The organism is Pseudomonas sp. 2FG (genome assembly GCF_005502935.1).
Lineage (GTDB): Bacteria > Pseudomonadota > Gammaproteobacteria > Pseudomonadales > Pseudomonadaceae > Aquipseudomonas.
Genome location: NZ_SCMP01000002.1, coordinates 255,174 through 270,346 on the forward strand (window position 1 = coordinate 255,174; position 15,173 = coordinate 270,346).

Below are 15,173 nucleotides of genomic sequence, written 5' to 3' on the forward strand. Positions count from 1 at the left end.
TTAGAACGACACGCCACCTTCACCAACCAGCTTCTCCAGCGCCCAGATCAGGGCGAAGTCGATCAGCACGATCAGCACGGCGAACGAGAAAACGGTCGGATCGAGGGAAGACACGGTGCGGCTGTACATCCAGATCGGCACGGTCATCACGTCGATGGTGTAAAGGAAATAGGTCACGGTGAACTCGTTGAACGAGACGATGAAGGCCAGCAGCATCCCCGCCAGGATGCCTGAACGCATCAGCGGCACGACCACATCGACTATGGCTCGCAGCGGTGCTGCGCCAAGCATTTGCGCGGCCTCCTCGACTTCGCTGCCGATCGACAGCATCGCCGCGGTGCAGTTCTTCACCACGAAAGGCAGGGCGAGGATGACGTGGGCAATCACCAGGCGCGAGGTGTTCATCTGAAACGGCAGGCTGTCGAACACCAGCAACAGCGCGAGGCCCAGCACCACCATCGGGAACACCAACGGCAGCGCCATCAATTGCAGCGCCACGGCCTTGCCGCGGAACTCGCAGCGCACCAGCGCATAGGCCGCCGGCACGGCGATCAGGGTGGCGAAGATCATCGTCAGGCAGGCCACCAGCAGGCTGGTGGTCAGCGCCTGGCCGAGGCTCAGCACATCGCTCGAGTCCGGCGAGACGAAGGTGTTCCAGGCCGCCCTGTACCACTGCAGGCTGTAGCTGGCCGGCGGGAAATCCAGGTTCGAGGCGCCACTGAACGACATCACTATCATGCTCAGGATCGGCAGCACGGCCAGCAACAGGATGAACCCGGACAGGCCCATGGCGAAGCGGCCGCTGTCACCCGGCAAGGTCGGGGTGCGACTAAATAGACGACTCATTGCGAAGCCTCCAGCATGCGGCGGCGCCGGCCGGTAACGTATTCGGAGAGAGTCATGATCGCCAGCGTGCTCACGATCAGCACGACGCCGGCGGCGGAGGCCGCGGGCCAGTTCATCAGCGGGGCGATCTGGTCATGCACCATCACGGCCAGCATCGGCACCCGCCGACCGCCAAGCAGCAAGGGCACCACGAAGCTACTGGCGTTGTAGGCGAACACCAGCGTGGCGCCGGTGATGATGCCCGGCAGGCTCATCGGCAACACCACCTGGCGGAACACCTGGAGGCGGCTGGCACCCAGGGTGGCGGCGGCTTCCTCGTAGCTGCGCGAAACGCCGCGCATGGCGCTGGCGATCGGCAGTACCGCCAACGGAAAGGCGGTCTGCACCAGGCCCATCAGTACGCCGGTCTGGTTGTAGAGCAGCATCACCGGCCGATCGATCAGGCCCAGGCCCATCAGCGCCTGATTGAGCATCCCGCCCGGGCCGAGGATCACCAGCCAGCCGTAGCTTTGCAGCAGCAGGTTGACCAGCAACGGCAACAGCACCGCGGCGAGGAACACCCGGCGCAACAGCGGCGACTGCAAGCGCGACATGCTGTAGCCGACCGGGATCGCCAGCAGCACCGCGATCAGCGCGCTGACGAGGGCCAAGCGCAGGGTCAGCAGCAGCGATTTCAGGTAGTAGGGCTCGGCCAGCTGCGCGTAGCTGGCGAGGCTGAAGCCAGTCCATTCGGCCCCTTTGACGCCGACACTCATGCGCAGTACCAGCAGGCTGGCGGCAATCAGTACGGCGAGAAACAGCAGCGACGGCGAGAGGAACAGCCAGGCCCGCGCCGTCGGGGAAATCGCCTTGGCCGGGCGCAGGGGCACCGCGCCGACCGGGCGGGTCAGAGTTGAGTGTTCCATTTCGGTTATCTCATCAGAACAGAAGATTGCCGCGCAGCGCGCAGGCGGTCAGGGGCCGTCTGCGCGCTGTGATTACTTAGAGCCTGTTCATGATCTGCTGCGCGTCGGCCATGCGGCGTTGAAAACAGGCTCGGAATGCTCATTTACCACTCGTAAACTCCGCTTCCTCGCCTGTTTTCGCCTTGCCTGACCTTAGCTCGCGAGATCGTGAACAGGCTCTTACATCAGGAAGAGAAGATTTCCGTATAGCGGCGAATCCACTGGTCGTGAACGGTGGCGAGGAAGGCGTTGTCGTGCATGATCGCCTTCTCGGCGATCTGCTCCGGCGTGAGGATGTACGGGCTCTTGCGCGCTTCTGCCGAGATGATCGCCTTGGCGTTGACCGGACCGTTGAAGATGTCCTCGGCCATCTTGCCCTGCACCAGCGGGTCGAGCGAATGGTCGATAAAGGCATAGGCCAGATCGGTATCGCCCGGGCGATTCTTCGGCATCACCGAGAGCATCAGGTCGGTGTAGAAACCTTCCTGCATGCCGAAGGTGGCGCCCAGGCCGTAGGCCGGATCGCGAATCTGTTTCGGGAAGAAGGCCGGCGCGTAGAGGCCACCCATGTCCAGCGAGCCGGTGCGGAACAGCTCGGCGATCTGGTTGGGGTTTTCACCCAGGGTAATGACCCGATCCTTGAGCTCTGCGAGCTTCTTGAAGCCCGGCTCGATGTTGTGCTCGTCGCCACCGGCCAGCTTGGCGGCGATGATGATCAGGTCCATGGCCTCGGTCCAGTTCGGTGGCGGCAGGAAAATGTTCGGCGCCATGTCCTTGTCCCACAGGGCCGCGTAGCTGTCCGGCACTTCCTTCACGGTGCGGGTGCTGTAGATCAGGCTGTTGCACCAGAGCAGGTAGCCGATGCCATGGCCGTTGGCGCCGGTTTGGTACTGGGCCGGCACGTCTTTGAGGTTGGGGATGCGGTTGAGGTCGGGCTTTTCCAGCAGACCGGCGCTGGCCAGGCCTTCTGCGCCCACCCCGGCGAGGGTGATGATGTCGTACTGCGGGCGGTCGCCGCCGGCCTTGAGCTTGGCGACCATCTCCGAGGTGCTGCCGGTACGATCGGCGATCACCTTGGCGCCGGTCTTGGCTTCGAAGGTGGCGGCGATATTGCGCAGCGCGGCCAGACCGGTGTCGTCGGACCAGGTGAGCAGGCGCAGGGTCTTGCCATGAAACTTCATGTCGCTGCCGCTGGCCCGGATAAAGGGCATGGACAGGGCGGCGGCGGCCACCGAGGCGACGCCCACCGTTTTAATGAACTTTCTTCTGCTGAAATCGTGCTCGCTCATCGCAGTTTCCTCTTGTTTTTATCTGTCTTCGGGAGCTGAAGGTCTGGCCTCGAGCCGATGCCTGTGCCGCGCCGCGCTCCCCGCACTAGATCGTTCAACCTGCCTTGGCGGCCCAGCGCTGGCTGTCGCGGACTGGGCTGGCGAGGCCATCCTGCGGCGCGTCCGGCAGGGCAACAATCGAAAGTTTGTCATCGAAGCCATGTTCAAAACGCATGGCTAAAAGCCAGGCATGCCTGAGCCGCCCGAGGGCGGCCCAGGCCGCCGAAACGCGGGCGCGGCTTAGCGGCACTCCATTGCCGCAGACCCGACGAAGGGTGAGGCGCCCCGTAATAGCCTATTTCTCGGGCCGATACGGGTGGCGTCCGTAGGGTGCGCCACGCGCACCAAATGTCCTCTGCAACTGGTGCGCACAGCGCACCCTACGGCCCAGATCGTCGAATCAATATTTCTGCGTCAGCACACTAGAGCGCCCGGATCACGTGCTTGATTTCCTGGAAGGCGCTCAGCCCCCAGGGCCCCAGCTCACGGCCGATGCTGCTCTGCTTGTAGCCGCCCCAGGCGGCCTGCGGGAAGATCACCTGCGGTGCGTTGATCCACACCAGCCCGGCCTGCAGGGCATTGGCGACCCGCTCGGCAGCGGCGGGATCGCGGCTGACCACGCTGGCCACCAGGCCGAATTCGCTGTCGTTGGCCAGCTCGATGGCCTCGGCCTCACTGGCGAAGCTGCGCACGCAGAGTACCGGGCCGAAAATCTCCTCGCGCCACAGCGCACTGTCTGCGGGCACGTCGGTGAATACGGTGGGCCGCAAAAAATAGCCGCGGGGCAGCTCAGCGGGACGCTCACCGCCGCAGACCAGCCGCGCGCCGGCGTGCAGGCCACGCTCGATATGCCCGCGAACCCGTTGGTACTGCGCCTGGTTGACCAGCGTGCCCATCTCGACGCCGGGTTCGAACGGGTCGCCGACCCGAATGGCTTCGGCCCGCGCCTTGAGCCGCGCGAGAAACGCCTCGGCCAGCTCGTCCGCCACCAGCACCCGGCTGGTCGCCGAACACATCTGCCCGGCGTTGAAGAAACCGCCACCGCAGGCCAGCTCGACCGCCAGCTCCAGATCGGCATCGGCGAGCACCAGCAACGACGATTTGCCGCCCAGTTCCAGGCTCACACCCTTGACCGTCTCGGCGGCGCGCTGCATGACCTGCACGCCCACCGCGTTGCTGCCGGTGAACGACAGCTTGGCCACCCGCGGGTGGGCCGCCAGCGGCGCACCGACCGCCAGCCCGGTACCGCAGACGAGGTTGAATACCCCCGCCGGCAGCCCGCTCTGGGCGATGATCTCGGCCAGCTCCAGCTCGGGCAGCGGCGTGACCTCGGAGGGCTTCAACACCACGCTGCAACCGGCCGCCAGTGCGGGCGCCAGCTTCCAGGCGGTGGTGACCATGGGGAAGTTCCACGGCACTATCAGGCCGACCACGCCGCACGGCTCACGGCGCAGGCGCGCCGCGAAGTCCTCGCTCGGCAGCGCCACGGGGCCGTCCTGTTGCGCGTCCAGGGCCTCGGCCAGGCCGGCGTAATACTCGAAGGTGGCGATCACGTCGTCGACATCGATCGCCGCCTCGCTCAACGGCTTGCCGTTGTTGCTCGATTGCAGCTGGATCAGCCGCTCACGCCGTTCGCTCACGCCGCTGGCGATCTTGCGCAGGCAGGCCGCCCGCGCCGCGCCGCTGCTGCGCGCCCAGGCCGGGAAGGCGGCGCTGGCGGCCCGCACGGCCTGGTCGACGGTGTCGGCGTCACCGGCGCCAACGCTCGCCAGCGGTTCCTCGGTGGCCGGGTTGATCAGCGTCAGGCGCTCGCTGCCGGTCTGCCATTGGCCGTCGATATACACGCCCGCGCGCGGCTCGTTCAGATCTACTGGGTTCAGAGTCGGTTGAGTGTTCAGCATTGCGTCATCCCGTTCATCCAGGTGTGTTGATCGATCTCGATCAGGGTCGGTAACTGACTGTCGCGGGCCTGGCGCAGCGCCGTGCGCAAGGCCTCGACACCCGCGACCTGCTCGGCCGCGCAACCCAGCGCCCTGGCCACGCCGACGAAGTCGGGGGTGTAGATGTCCACGCCAACCGGCTCGATGGCGCGGTTGACCATGTACTTCTTGATCTCCTCGTAGCCCTGGTTATTCCACAGCAGGACGATGATCGGCGTGCGCGCCTCCACCGCACTGGCCAGCTCCGCCAGGGTGAATTGCAGACCGCCATCGCCGATCAAACACAGCACCGGGCGCCGCGCCTTGACCTCAGAGCCGCCACCCAACCAGGCGCCAATCGCCGCCGGCAAGGCGTAACCCAGGGTGCCGTAACCCGTCGAGGAGTTGAACCAGCGCCGCGGCTGCTCCAGGTTGAGGGTCAGGTTGCCGGTGTAGACCGGCTGGGTCGAATCGCCGACCAGCACGGCGTCGGGCAGCACCTCCAGCACGGTCTGCAGGAAGCGGGTCTGCCCGCGCGTCGCGTCATCCCAGGAGGCTTCAAGCGTTTCGCGCAACGCGGCGGCGCGGGCGCTGCCCCAGTCGGTTAGACGCGGCGCCAGCGCCTGTGGCGTGAGGGCGGCGAGCAAGGCTTCCAGCGCCGCACCGGCGTCGGAAACCAGCGCCACGCGCGGCGGATAGTTGCGCACCGTCTGATCCGGGTCGATGTCGATGCGCAGCAGCGCGCCGGGGATCTCGAAGCCGCCGGCGAAGGTCACGTCATAGTCGGTCTCGCCCAGCTCGGTACCGACGGCCAGTACCACGTCGGCCTCGCAGACCAGTTCGCGGGTCGCCAGGGTCGACTGGGTCGAGCCGATCAACAGCGGGTGGCGCGAAGGCAGCATGCCCTTGGCATTGATGGTCAGCGCCACCGGCGCCTGCAGCAGCTCGGCCAGTCGGGTCAGCGCCGGCGTCGCGTCGATGGCGCCGCCGCCGGCCAGGATCAGCGGGCGCTTGGCTGCGGCCAGCAGGCTGGCCATTTGCGCGATGGCGGCAGGGCCGGCGCCGGCTTTCGCCACGCTGACAGGCTGGCTGGCGAGCAGTGCGTCGGCCTCCTCCACCAGCACGTCGAGCGGAATCTCGATATGCACCGGGCGCGGTCGGCCGGCCTGGAACACGGCAAAGGCGCGGGCCAGCACGGCCGGTAGTTCGGCCGCCGACATCAGGGTGTGCGAGAAGGCGCAGAAGCCGGCGACCAGATTGCTTTGCGACGGCAGCTCGTGCAGCTTGCCGCGCCCACCGCCCAATTGGCTGCGCGCCTGCACGCTGGAGATCACCAGCATCGGGATCGAGTCGGCATAGGCCTGGGCCATGGCCGTGGCGATATTGGTCATGCCGGGGCCGGTGATGATGAAACACACCCCAGGTTTGCCGCTGGTCCGCGCGTAACCATCGGCCATGAAGCCGGCACCCTGTTCGTGGCGCGGGGTGACATGCTCGATGCTCGAGCGGGCGAGGCCGCGATACAGCTCGACGGTGTGGACGCCTGGTATGCCGAAGACCTGCTCGACCCCATAGCGCTCGAGTAACTGCACCAATACTTCGCCACATGTGGCCATTGCATAGCTCCTGTTCTGATCCTGAGGTAGTGCGGCATCCCCGCGTATCTGCAGGCTGGTATCAAGGTCCAGGGGGCTATTGGCAGGCGCGGGATGAAGCGCAGAGGAGGCGCAATTGGAACTGCCGGCGGGCCGCTGTGACAACGCAAAATTTGTCATACTAGGTATGTTCTCACCTCATGCCTGAGCACCGATGAAACGGCTTCCCCCTCTGCCAGCTCTGCATACCTTCCTGATCACCGCCCAGTGCTGCAACTTCACCCGGGCCGCCGAGCTGCTGCACATCACCCAGGGCGCCGTGAGTCGGCAGATTGCCGGCCTGGAGAGCCACCTGGGTTATCCGCTGTTCCAGCGCCAGGCGCGCGGGCTGAGCCTGACGGCCCAGGGCCGCGAGCTGTTCCCGCGCATCCAGCAGGTGTTCGCGCTGATCGACGAGGCGGTCGAGCAGGTGGGGGCGAAACGCGAGGCGCTGCAACTCAAGGCTCCCACTTGTGTGATGCGCTGGCTGCTGCCGCGCCTGTTGCAGTGGCAGGCAGTGCGGCCGGATGTGCCGGTCGAGTTGACCACGACCGTGCAGCATGGGGTCGATTTCCGCCGCGAGGAGTTCGATGCCGCCGTGGTCTATGGCGCGGGTCCCGGCAACTCGGTGGTGGCCCACCACCTGTTCGATGAACAGCTCACGCCGGTCTGCTCGCAGCAGTTGATGGCCGGCCCGGTGCCGCTCAAGACTCTGGCCGATCTGGAGCGGCACATGCTGTTGCACCCGACCCGTGATCAACGCGACTGGGAAACCTGGCTGCAGGTCGCCGGCGCCAAGGTCAACAACATCGGTAAAGGGCAGCATTTCGACACCCTGGACCTGGCCATGTCGGTCGCCTCGCAGGGCACCGGCGTCGCCATCGGCGATTGGGCGTTGATCGGCGAGGACCTCAGCGCCGGGCGGCTGGTCACCCCCTTCGAACTCAAGGTCCGCACCGGCGCCGCCTATTACCTGGTCTACCCGGAGCGCCCCGACCCCTCGCCGCAGCTGCGTGAGCTGGTCGATTGGCTGCTCGGGCAGGCCGCCGAGCGCACGGATCGGCCCGCCAGCTGAATCCCGCGGGGTGCCGGGTTTATCCCGCGCTGCCCAGCAAGCGCAGCACCAGGAGCAGGCTGCCGGCCGCCAGCAGCGTCTGCAGGGTGATGATGCCGGCCATCAGATGGCTGTCACCGCCGAGCTGGCGCGTCAGCACATAAGCGGTGGGCGCCGTGGGCAGGGCGAAGAACAGCACCAGCACGGCGCTTTCCATGGGCGGCAGGCCGACTATGCGGGCTGCCGCGAAGGCCAGCAGCGGCATCGCCAACAACCGTAGCGCGCAGTTCCAGGCCAGCGTTGGGACTTCGCCCGTCAGCTCCTGCGGGCGCAGCGCGGCACCGACGCAGAGTAGACCGAGCGGCAGGCTGGCGGCGGCGAGCAGGCCGAGCAGGCGATCCGTGCCGCCGGGCAGGCCGAGGCCGCCGAGGTTGGCCAGCGCACCGGCGATGCAGGCGAAGATCAGCGGGTTCTTCAGCACCGGCAGCAGTAACGCCCGTAGGCTGACCCCGCGTTCGGCGCTCAGCGCCCAGACCGACAGCACATTCACCGTCGGCACCATCAGCGCCAGCAGCAAGGCGGCGAGGGTCAGCCCCTGTTTGCCGAACAGACTGCCGATTGCCGCCAGGCCGAGGTAGGTGTTGAAGCGCAGGATGCCTTGAGTGAGGGCGCCGAAGCGCCCGGCCGACCAGCCGCACAGGCGTTTGCCGAGCAACAGCGCGAGCCAGGCCAGACCCAGGCCGAGCATGACGGCCAGGGCCAATCGCGGCAGCGCCGGGTTATTCAGCGGCGCCGTGGCCAGACTGCTGAACAGCAGGGCGGGAAACAGGATGAAGTAGTTGAGGCGTTCGGCCGCGGGCCAGAAGGCCTCGCCGGGGAAGTCCCAGCGGCGCAGGGCGTAACCGCCGACTATCAAGGCAAACAAGGGCCACAAGGCCAGCAACAGATCGAGCACGGACACCCCCGGTGGCAGGCGCTCATCTTGGTGAGCTGAGGGCGGCGACGCAAGGTCGGCATCAGTAGTAGTTTCACGCCTGTAGTAGGCTAAAGCGCTCTAGTGCGGAGGTGAGTCATGAACGACCTGCATAGCGGCGGCTGCCACTGCGGCGCCCTGCGTTACCGGTTCCGTGGGCCGCTGGAAGATATTGCCCACTGCCATTGCTCGATCTGCCGGCGCACCACCGGCGGCATAGTCACCACCTGGATCACTGTGCTGCTGCCGGCCTTCGAGTGGACCGCCGGCACACCCGCCGAATACGCCTCTTCGGCGACCTGCACGCGCAGCTTCTGTGCGAACTGCGGCGCCCATCTGACGCTGTTCACCACACTGAGCGCGGATACCCTGGATATCACTATCGCCACCCTCGACCACCCGGAACAGGCGCCGGCGGATCGGCATATCTGGGTGAAAAGCCGCCTGCCTTGGTTATCGCTGGACCCACAGTTGCCGGAGGAAGAGGAGGAACAGATGCCGTAGGGCCTAGGCTGGGTAGCGCCGTTCTTTAGCGAAACCCAGTCTACGGCAACACCAGCCCGCCCGAGGCCTTGTGCAGTGCGCGCAGGTGTTCGCCGAGCTGTTTCAGGTTGGTTTCACCGGCCTCCAGTTCGGTCAGGCGCGCGGGCTCCAAGAGGGCACGCACTTCTTGATCGAGGTCATCGCTCAGTTGTCGCAGCTGCTGCTGGCGACTGCGGCTTTCCTGCTCGAGGTGCTGCCATTCGGCGGCTTGCGGCAGACCGTAACCACCCTCCAGCAGCTCTGCCGGGCGGCTGAGGAAGCCGCTGCTGGCGAGGATCTTTTCCAGGGTGCCGCCGGCCTTGTCGACGCTGCCATCGCGCCGTTCGCGGCCGCTCAGGTAGCGGCGCTTCAGTTCATCCTGGGCCAGCAGCAACTGGCGCCGCTGGGCCGCCTGCTCCAGTAATAACAAGGCGGCGCTAGTGCGCAGGTCGGCCTGGGCAAACCAGGGCCGGCGTTCGCTGGCGGCCAGGGCCAGCCAGTCGTCGACCTTCTCCTCGGGGATGGGCAGGCGCTCCTTGAGTACCAGGAACATGGCCTGATAACGGTCGCGAAAGGAGTCGAAGCGGTAGCCCAGGCGCAACGCTTCCTTGGGGTCGTCCAGTACGCTGCGGTCGGCCAGGCCGCGGCCTTCCAGCAGGTCCAGCAAACCGTTGGGCAGGATGCTGTCGAGGCTGTTCAGCTCTGCCCGCGCACTGCCGCTGCGCAGCAGCTTGAGGGTTTCCACGGCGCAGTTATTCGACACGAAGTAGTAGTTGCCGTCGTAACTCCAGTGTTGCTCGGCGGCGTGTTCGACCAGTGCCTCCAGTTCTTGCCGCGAGAGTTTCAGCGGCACCGAGGCGAGGCCGCGCAGCTCGACTTTGGTGTACTCCTCGATGACCTGGCCGAGTGGCAGGACGAACAGCCGCGAAGGATAGGCGCCGGTCAGACCGTCCCAACTGGACAGTTGCAGGTCGCCGACGAAGGCGCGGTAGGACAATACCAGGTGCCGATCCAGATCCAGCCGACAGTCCGGCCCACGCGGGCGCCCCGGCGCGCAGATGACCAGGCGCAACATGCTGTGGCCCCAGCGGCTGGCCCACTGGTCATTGGCTTCGGCCAGCAGGTAGTCGACTGCGTAGACGCGCTCCGGGTCGAGCGTGCCGAGCGGCTGGCGGGCGAAATCACGGCCGGCGTTCAGGTAGGCATAGGCGGGGGCGCAGGGCGGTGGTGCGCTCGGTGCCCAGCCGAAGTGCGCGCGCAGATAGCGATACAGCGCCGGCCGCCGACAGGCGTAGGCGGGGTCGAGGAGGAAGTACTCCATATTCACCGCGACGAACTCGCGCGGGTTGCTCAGCTCGTAGCTGTCCGGGCTGCGGGCGACCTGGCGATTGCTCTGCTCACGCGCGCCGCGGCGGCCGACGTATTGCGCCCAGCCGGCCAGGTCGAGCAGGCGCGGATCATCGCTGAGGGTGAAGCGGCGTTCCGTCTGGCCGCGACAGTTAGCCGCCAGGCCGATTTTGCCGAGGCTGGAGGCTCGCTGCTGGCAGCGTCGTAACAGGGCTTTTTCGGCCGGCGGCCACAGCTGTGCGCGGTCATAGAGGTGCGTCAGTTCATGCAGCACGGTGGCCAGCAGTTCACGCTGCAGGGTGCCGTGGGGGCGCTTGGTCTTTTTGCTGGCGGCGGAGCCATCGACCAAGGCTGGCAGCAGCTTGGCGTTCAGCACCAGGGCATCGGGGCGGATGGCGCGGCCATAGGCGTTGGCCGGCAAGTCGCTACTCCAACTGACTTCGACGCGTCTATCCAGTTGCTCGATTACGCGTGGCGGCAAGGCGCGGTGGGCCTCATCGAGCAGGGCCTGGCTGGCGTGTCGTGCGCTGTCGCTGAGCCCGGCGCCGTGCAGTACCAGGCGCAGGTCAGCCTGGGCGCTGGTGCCGCCCAGCAGTAACGCCGCCGCCAGCAGCCAGGCGCCGACCGGCCTCACAGCGCGAGAATGGCTTCGGCCAAGGCTTGATCGCTGGCGTCGCGGGCTTCGGGTACACGGGCGCGCAGGGTGTCGAAGGCCGCTTGCAGTTGCGCGCCGCGGATGGCGCCTCGGCTGGCGACAAAGCTGGCGGCATCGTCGCGGGCTTCGAGGACTAGTTTCGAGTCGCGGATCGAGGTGGTGGTGTCCGAGCTGAAGTCGAGGGTGCGCTCGACAGCGCGAATGATGACGTTGCTGGTCGCGACCAAGGTCTGCGCCTGGGCGGTCCCGGTGGCGATAAGCAGGGCGAGGGCTGCGATAGTCAGCGGGCTGCGCATGGGGATCTCCGGTTTAGCAAAGGGCTGGTGGTGATTGGACGAGTATGGCCTGCGCCAGTTCCAGCGCTGCGCCGTACCCAGCAGCGCCAAGACCGTCGCCGGGCCGCCGTAAGCCGTGCTCTAACCGAGAGGGTTGGCGGAGTTGCCAACCTGTACCCCGGTCGCCAGTAAGGGCGACCAAGGTCAGCAAGCGGTGACCTATGGGCATAGGCATCCGTGCTTATGGCCAAGGAGGCGCCAGGTTAGAGCGTGAGAATTGCCTGGGCCAGTTGCAGGTCGGTGCTGGCGCGCAGTTGCGGCACCTGTTGACGGATATGCTGCAACGCGGCCTCCAGCTGCACGCCACGAATCTGGCCTTGGCTGGCGACGAAGCTGGCGGCGTCATCGCGGGCGGCGCGGACAATCTTATCGTCACTGAATGAAGATGAGACGTCGGAGGTGGCATCCGAGGTGGCCCCCAGTGCGCCGACCGTGGCGTCGGTGGTGACCACGAAGCTGGTGGCCGAGGCGCTGGTGGCAACAGCCAGGAGGGCGGCGGCGCTAAGCAGGCGCAGACGGGACATGACGAAATTCCTCTGGGTAAGCGAAAAACGAGGCCCTCGGGCCTCGTGGGGTCTCGTTATTAGCTTAGCTCAGCCTTCATCGCCCGCGCCAGACAGGCTCAACGCCAGAAGGGCTTGTCCAGCTCGGCCAGCTGTTCGCAGCGACTAATCCCGGCGTCGGCCAGTAGGCGCTCATCCAGTTGGGCGAGTTGCCGGCGCGTACGGGCGTTCTGGGCCCAGAGGCCGAGGCCGGCGAACAGCCGTAGCGGCCAGGCGCTGCGAGGTTTTACTGAGCTGAGGGGGAGAGCTGCGTGGCTCAGTGTGCGTTCCATGGCACTGTCCTTCCCGCGTCGTCGCGGGGTTGGGGTATGGGGAACCATAGTCCCGCTTGCCGAGCCATCCTGGCAGTCACAGTGCTGGAGAATTGTGTTGGAGCAGTTTCTGGTTTTGTTGAACTGTACTGGTGGCTTGTAGGTTGAGCTGTGCTGTCAGCCAATAAATGCCTAGAGCCATAACGACAAAACCCGCCAACAGTGCTCTGCGGCGGGTCTTGTTGCTGCTGTTCGGGTGGCTGACGCTGCGTGGCTAGCCCAGCCAGGTGCGGCTTAACGCCAGAACGGCTTGTTCAGCTCGGCGTAGCGTTGTGCTTCGCTGATCCCGGCATCGGCCAGCAGGCGCGAATCCAGGCGGGCCAGTTGGTGGCGGCTGACGATCCGGCGCTGCCACAGCAGCAGGTTGGAGAGCGCGCGCAGCGGCAGAGCGGCTTGAGCTTGGGACGAAGTGTTAGCGAAGAACAGGTCGGAACTGAGGGTGCGTTCCATGGTGTACATCCTTCCGCTTGTGGCGGGATTGGTTATTTAACTGGTGGCTATGATCCTCCTGTAACACCTGGGCCTGTAGTCACAGTTGTTCTAAATTGTGCTGGTCGGCGTGCACTTTTTTGGTGACTGTTTTGTTACTTATCGAAGCAACTGTACTGGTTTGCACCAAATCATGGCATTTTTGTCCGGCTAGCTCTGACTTTTTAGCCGGATTTGTAACCGATGGGAACGCACGACCAGTACAGTTTTGCAAAGTTGAAAGGTGTTTTACCTGTAGAGGCATGAGGGAAGCAGACTTTTTGCTGTCCAGCCTGCTCTGTACGGGTCGGACCGCCGGGATCAGGCCAGGCCGAAATAGTGGTTCGGCACTGCGCGGTAAGCCGGATGCACACAATTGTCGATAATCGCCCGGGCGCGTTCTTCTCTAGCAAGGTCGAACCCATGGCTCTATTTCGGGCCTTTGGTCGGCGGAAATAAAAACCCCGGCACTGGGCCGGGGTCTTGTGACGCGGCAGAGCAGCCTTAGTCGACCGCTTTGACCATGTCTTCGATGACCTTCTTGGCGTCGCCGAAGACCATCATGGTCTTGTCCAGGTAGAACAGTTCGTTGTCCAGGCCGGCATAGCCGCTGGCCATCGAGCGCTTGTTGACGATGACGGTCTTGGCTTTATAGGCCTCGAGAATCGGCATACCGGCAATCGGCGAGTTGGGGTCGGTCTTCGCCGCCGGGTTGACCACGTCGTTGGCGCCGAGCACCAGCACCACGTCGGTCTGGCCGAAGTCGGAGTTGATGTCTTCCATCTCGAACACCTGCTCGTAAGGCACTTCGGCCTCGGCCAGCAGGACGTTCATGTGCCCCGGCATCCGCCCGGCGACCGGGTGGATCGCAAACTTCACGGTGACGCCGCGGTGCGTCAGCTTTTCCGCCAGTTCCATCAGCGAGTGCTGGGCACGTGCCACCGCCAGGCCGTAGCCCGGCACTATGATCACGGTGTCGGCGTTGGTCAGCAGGAACGCGGCATCGTCGGACGAGCCGGACTTCACCGGCCGGGCTTCCTGGGCGCCAGCCGGGCCGGCGGCTACCGCGCCGCCGAAGCCGCCGAGGAGGACGTTGAAGAACGAGCGGTTCATCGCCTTGCACATGATGTACGAGAGGATCGCACCCGAGGAGCCGACCAAGGACCCGGCGATGATCAGCATCGAGTTGTTCAGCGAGAAGCCGATCCCCGCTGCCGCCCAGCCCGAGTAGGAGTTGAGCATCGACACCACCACCGGCATATCGGCGCCGCCGATCGGGATGATGATCAGCACACCCATCACGAAGGCCAGCGCCAGCATCAGGGCGAAAGCGCCGAGGTTGCCGGTGAAGGTGAACACCAGGCCGAGGCCGAGGGTGCTCAAACCGAGCAGCAGGTTCAGCTTGTGCTGGCCGGCGAACTGTACCGGTGCGCCCTGGAACAGGCGGAACTTGTACTTGCCCGCCAGCTTGCCGAAGGCGATCACCGAACCGGAGAAGGTGATGGCGCCGATGGCCGCACCGAGGAACAGTTCCAGGCGATTACCGGCCGGAATCGCGTCACCCAGTTGCTTGACGATACCCAGGGATTGCGGCTCGACCACGGCGGCGATGGCGATGAACACCGCGGCGAGACCGATCATGCTGTGCATGAAGGCCACCAGTTCGGGCATCTTGGTCATTTCGACGCGCTTGGCCATGATCGCACCGGCGCTGCCGCCGACCAGCAGGCCAACGAGCACATAGCCGATGCCTTGGCTGGCGCTGCTCTTATCGGCAAATTGGGCGCCGAGCTTGAACACCAGGCCGACGGTGGTGATGATGGCCAGCGCCATGCCGAGCATGCCGAACAGGTTGCCACGCCGCGACGAAGTCGGGTGGGACAGGCCCTTGAGTGCCTGGATAAAGCAGATCGAGGCGATCAGGTACAGGGTAGTTACCAGATTCATGCTCATTATTTGTCACCCTCCGCTTTCGCCTTGGGCGCTTTTTTCTTGAACATTTCCAGCATCCGGCGGGTCACCAGGAAGCCACCGAAGACGTTAACCGCGGCCAGCGCCACGGCCAGGGTGCCCATGGTCTTGCCCAGCGGGGTGACGGTCAGCGCCGCGGCCAGCATGGCGCCGACGATGACGATCGCGGAAATCGCGTTGGTCACCGCCATCAGCGGGGTGTGCAGTGCGGGGGTAACGTTCCAGACCACGTGGTAGCCGACATAAATGGCCAGCACGAAGATGATCAGGTTGTAGATACCGGGGGAGATCAACTCTTCCATC

15 protein-coding genes are annotated in these 15,173 nt (G+C 65.4%); 2 read left to right on the forward strand and 13 right to left on the reverse strand.

The annotated features are described in order from the left end of the window. From FFS13_RS03055 to FFS13_RS03080, 5 genes are all read right to left on the reverse strand, one after another. A complete protein-coding gene (locus FFS13_RS03055; protein WP_137817646.1) occupies positions 1-846 on the reverse strand; it encodes an ABC transporter permease in 846 nt (281 codons plus the stop codon). Then, positions 843-1,751 carry an ABC transporter permease gene (locus tag FFS13_RS03060; protein ID WP_137817647.1) on the reverse strand — a complete coding sequence of 303 codons (909 nt, stop codon included), beginning with the start codon at positions 1,749-1,751 and terminating at the stop codon, positions 843-845. The genes FFS13_RS03055 and FFS13_RS03060 overlap by 4 nt, the downstream gene beginning before the upstream one ends. Before the next feature lie 224 nt (positions 1,752-1,975). Further along, entirely contained in the window at positions 1,976-3,079 is a 1,104-nt protein-coding gene (locus FFS13_RS03070) for an ABC transporter substrate-binding protein (protein WP_137817649.1), read from the reverse strand. 461 nt (positions 3,080-3,540) lie between these two features. Next, complete coding sequence (locus FFS13_RS03075; RefSeq protein ID WP_137817650.1) at positions 3,541-5,019, reverse strand: aldehyde dehydrogenase family protein; 1,479 nt, start codon at positions 5,017-5,019, stop codon at positions 3,541-3,543. Further along, positions 5,013-6,653 carry a 5-guanidino-2-oxopentanoate decarboxylase gene (locus FFS13_RS03080; RefSeq protein ID WP_137817651.1) on the reverse strand — a complete coding sequence of 547 codons (1,641 nt, stop codon included), beginning with the start codon at positions 6,651-6,653 and terminating at the stop codon, positions 5,013-5,015. The genes FFS13_RS03075 and FFS13_RS03080 overlap by 7 nt, the downstream gene beginning before the upstream one ends. Before the next feature lie 193 nt (positions 6,654-6,846). On the opposite strand from FFS13_RS03080, the gene FFS13_RS03085 reads away from it, so the two are divergent. Then, positions 6,847-7,746, forward strand: coding sequence for a LysR substrate-binding domain-containing protein (locus tag FFS13_RS03085; RefSeq protein WP_137817652.1), 900 nt, complete (start codon positions 6,847-6,849; stop codon positions 7,744-7,746). Positions 7,747-7,765: 19 nt separating this feature from the next. Here the strand turns inward: FFS13_RS03085 and FFS13_RS03090 are convergent, their stop codons facing one another. Next, positions 7,766-8,698, reverse strand: coding sequence for an AEC family transporter (locus tag FFS13_RS03090; RefSeq protein ID WP_256657803.1), 933 nt, complete (start codon positions 8,696-8,698; stop codon positions 7,766-7,768). Positions 8,699-8,797: 99 nt separating this feature from the next. Between FFS13_RS03090 and FFS13_RS03095 the strand changes: the two genes are divergently transcribed. Next, complete coding sequence (locus tag FFS13_RS03095) at positions 8,798-9,202, forward strand: GFA family protein (RefSeq protein ID WP_137817654.1); 405 nt, start codon at positions 8,798-8,800, stop codon at positions 9,200-9,202. Positions 9,203-9,242: 40 nt separating this feature from the next. On the opposite strand, the gene FFS13_RS03100 is transcribed toward FFS13_RS03095, so the two are convergent. From FFS13_RS03100 to FFS13_RS03130, 7 genes are all read right to left on the reverse strand, one after another. Beyond that, a complete protein-coding gene (locus tag FFS13_RS03100; RefSeq protein WP_137817655.1) occupies positions 9,243-11,201 on the reverse strand; it encodes a DUF4105 domain-containing protein in 1,959 nt (652 codons plus the stop codon). After that, positions 11,198-11,518 carry a DUF2388 domain-containing protein gene (locus FFS13_RS03105; RefSeq protein WP_137817656.1) on the reverse strand — a complete coding sequence of 107 codons (321 nt, stop codon included), beginning with the start codon at positions 11,516-11,518 and terminating at the stop codon, positions 11,198-11,200. The genes FFS13_RS03100 and FFS13_RS03105 overlap by 4 nt, the downstream gene beginning before the upstream one ends. Positions 11,519-11,760: 242 nt before the next feature. Next, entirely contained in the window at positions 11,761-12,081 is a 321-nt protein-coding gene (locus FFS13_RS03110; RefSeq protein ID WP_137817657.1) for a DUF2388 domain-containing protein, read from the reverse strand. Between the two features lie 98 nt (positions 12,082-12,179). Continuing rightward, the gene (locus FFS13_RS03115) at positions 12,180-12,392 is read right to left on the reverse strand and encodes a DUF1127 domain-containing protein (protein ID WP_137817658.1); all 213 of its coding nucleotides are present in this window, start codon (positions 12,390-12,392) and stop codon (positions 12,180-12,182) included. Positions 12,393-12,665: 273 nt separating this feature from the next. Further along, positions 12,666-12,881: a DUF1127 domain-containing protein gene (locus tag FFS13_RS03120; protein ID WP_137817659.1), complete on the reverse strand. Its 216-nt coding sequence runs from the start codon at positions 12,879-12,881 to the stop codon at positions 12,666-12,668. A 522-nt stretch (positions 12,882-13,403) separates the two neighbouring features. Further along, positions 13,404-14,852, reverse strand: a complete 1,449-nt coding sequence (locus FFS13_RS03125) for an NAD(P)(+) transhydrogenase (Re/Si-specific) subunit beta (protein WP_137817660.1) — start codon at positions 14,850-14,852, stop codon at positions 13,404-13,406. Further along, positions 14,852-15,172: an NAD(P) transhydrogenase subunit alpha gene (locus FFS13_RS03130; protein ID WP_108099125.1), complete on the reverse strand. Its 321-nt coding sequence runs from the start codon at positions 15,170-15,172 to the stop codon at positions 14,852-14,854. Before FFS13_RS03130 ends, FFS13_RS03125 begins: the two co-directional genes overlap by 1 nt. Position 15,173: the final 1 nt, after the last annotated feature.

What these genes read in the sequence shown, in the direction of transcription:
- FFS13_RS03055 (WP_137817646.1), bottom strand. Translation starts at nt 846, where the DNA reads ATGAGTCGTCTATTTAGTCGCACCCCGACCTTGCCGGGTGACAGCGGC.
- FFS13_RS03060 (WP_137817647.1), bottom strand. Translation starts at nt 1,751, where the DNA reads ATGGAACACTCAACTCTGACCCGCCCGGTCGGCGCGGTGCCCCTGCGC.
- FFS13_RS03070 (WP_137817649.1), bottom strand. Translation starts at nt 3,079, where the DNA reads ATGAGCGAGCACGATTTCAGCAGAAGAAAGTTCATTAAAACGGTGGGC.
- FFS13_RS03075 (WP_137817650.1), bottom strand. Translation starts at nt 5,019, where the DNA reads ATGCTGAACACTCAACCGACTCTGAACCCAGTAGATCTGAACGAGCCG.
- FFS13_RS03080 (WP_137817651.1), bottom strand. Translation starts at nt 6,653, where the DNA reads ATGGCCACATGTGGCGAAGTATTGGTGCAGTTACTCGAGCGCTATGGG.
- FFS13_RS03085 (WP_137817652.1), top strand. Translation starts at nt 6,847, where the DNA reads ATGAAACGGCTTCCCCCTCTGCCAGCTCTGCATACCTTCCTGATCACC.
- FFS13_RS03095 (WP_137817654.1), top strand. Translation starts at nt 8,798, where the DNA reads ATGAACGACCTGCATAGCGGCGGCTGCCACTGCGGCGCCCTGCGTTAC.
- FFS13_RS03105 (WP_137817656.1), bottom strand. Translation starts at nt 11,518, where the DNA reads ATGCGCAGCCCGCTGACTATCGCAGCCCTCGCCCTGCTTATCGCCACC.
- FFS13_RS03110 (WP_137817657.1), bottom strand. Translation starts at nt 12,081, where the DNA reads ATGTCCCGTCTGCGCCTGCTTAGCGCCGCCGCCCTCCTGGCTGTTGCC.
- FFS13_RS03115 (WP_137817658.1), bottom strand. Translation starts at nt 12,392, where the DNA reads ATGGAACGCACACTGAGCCACGCAGCTCTCCCCCTCAGCTCAGTAAAA.
- FFS13_RS03120 (WP_137817659.1), bottom strand. Translation starts at nt 12,881, where the DNA reads ATGGAACGCACCCTCAGTTCCGACCTGTTCTTCGCTAACACTTCGTCC.
- FFS13_RS03125 (WP_137817660.1), bottom strand. Translation starts at nt 14,852, where the DNA reads ATGAGCATGAATCTGGTAACTACCCTGTACCTGATCGCCTCGATCTGC.
- FFS13_RS03130 (WP_108099125.1), bottom strand. Translation starts at nt 15,172, where the DNA reads ATGGAAGAGTTGATCTCCCCCGGTATCTACAACCTGATCATCTTCGTG.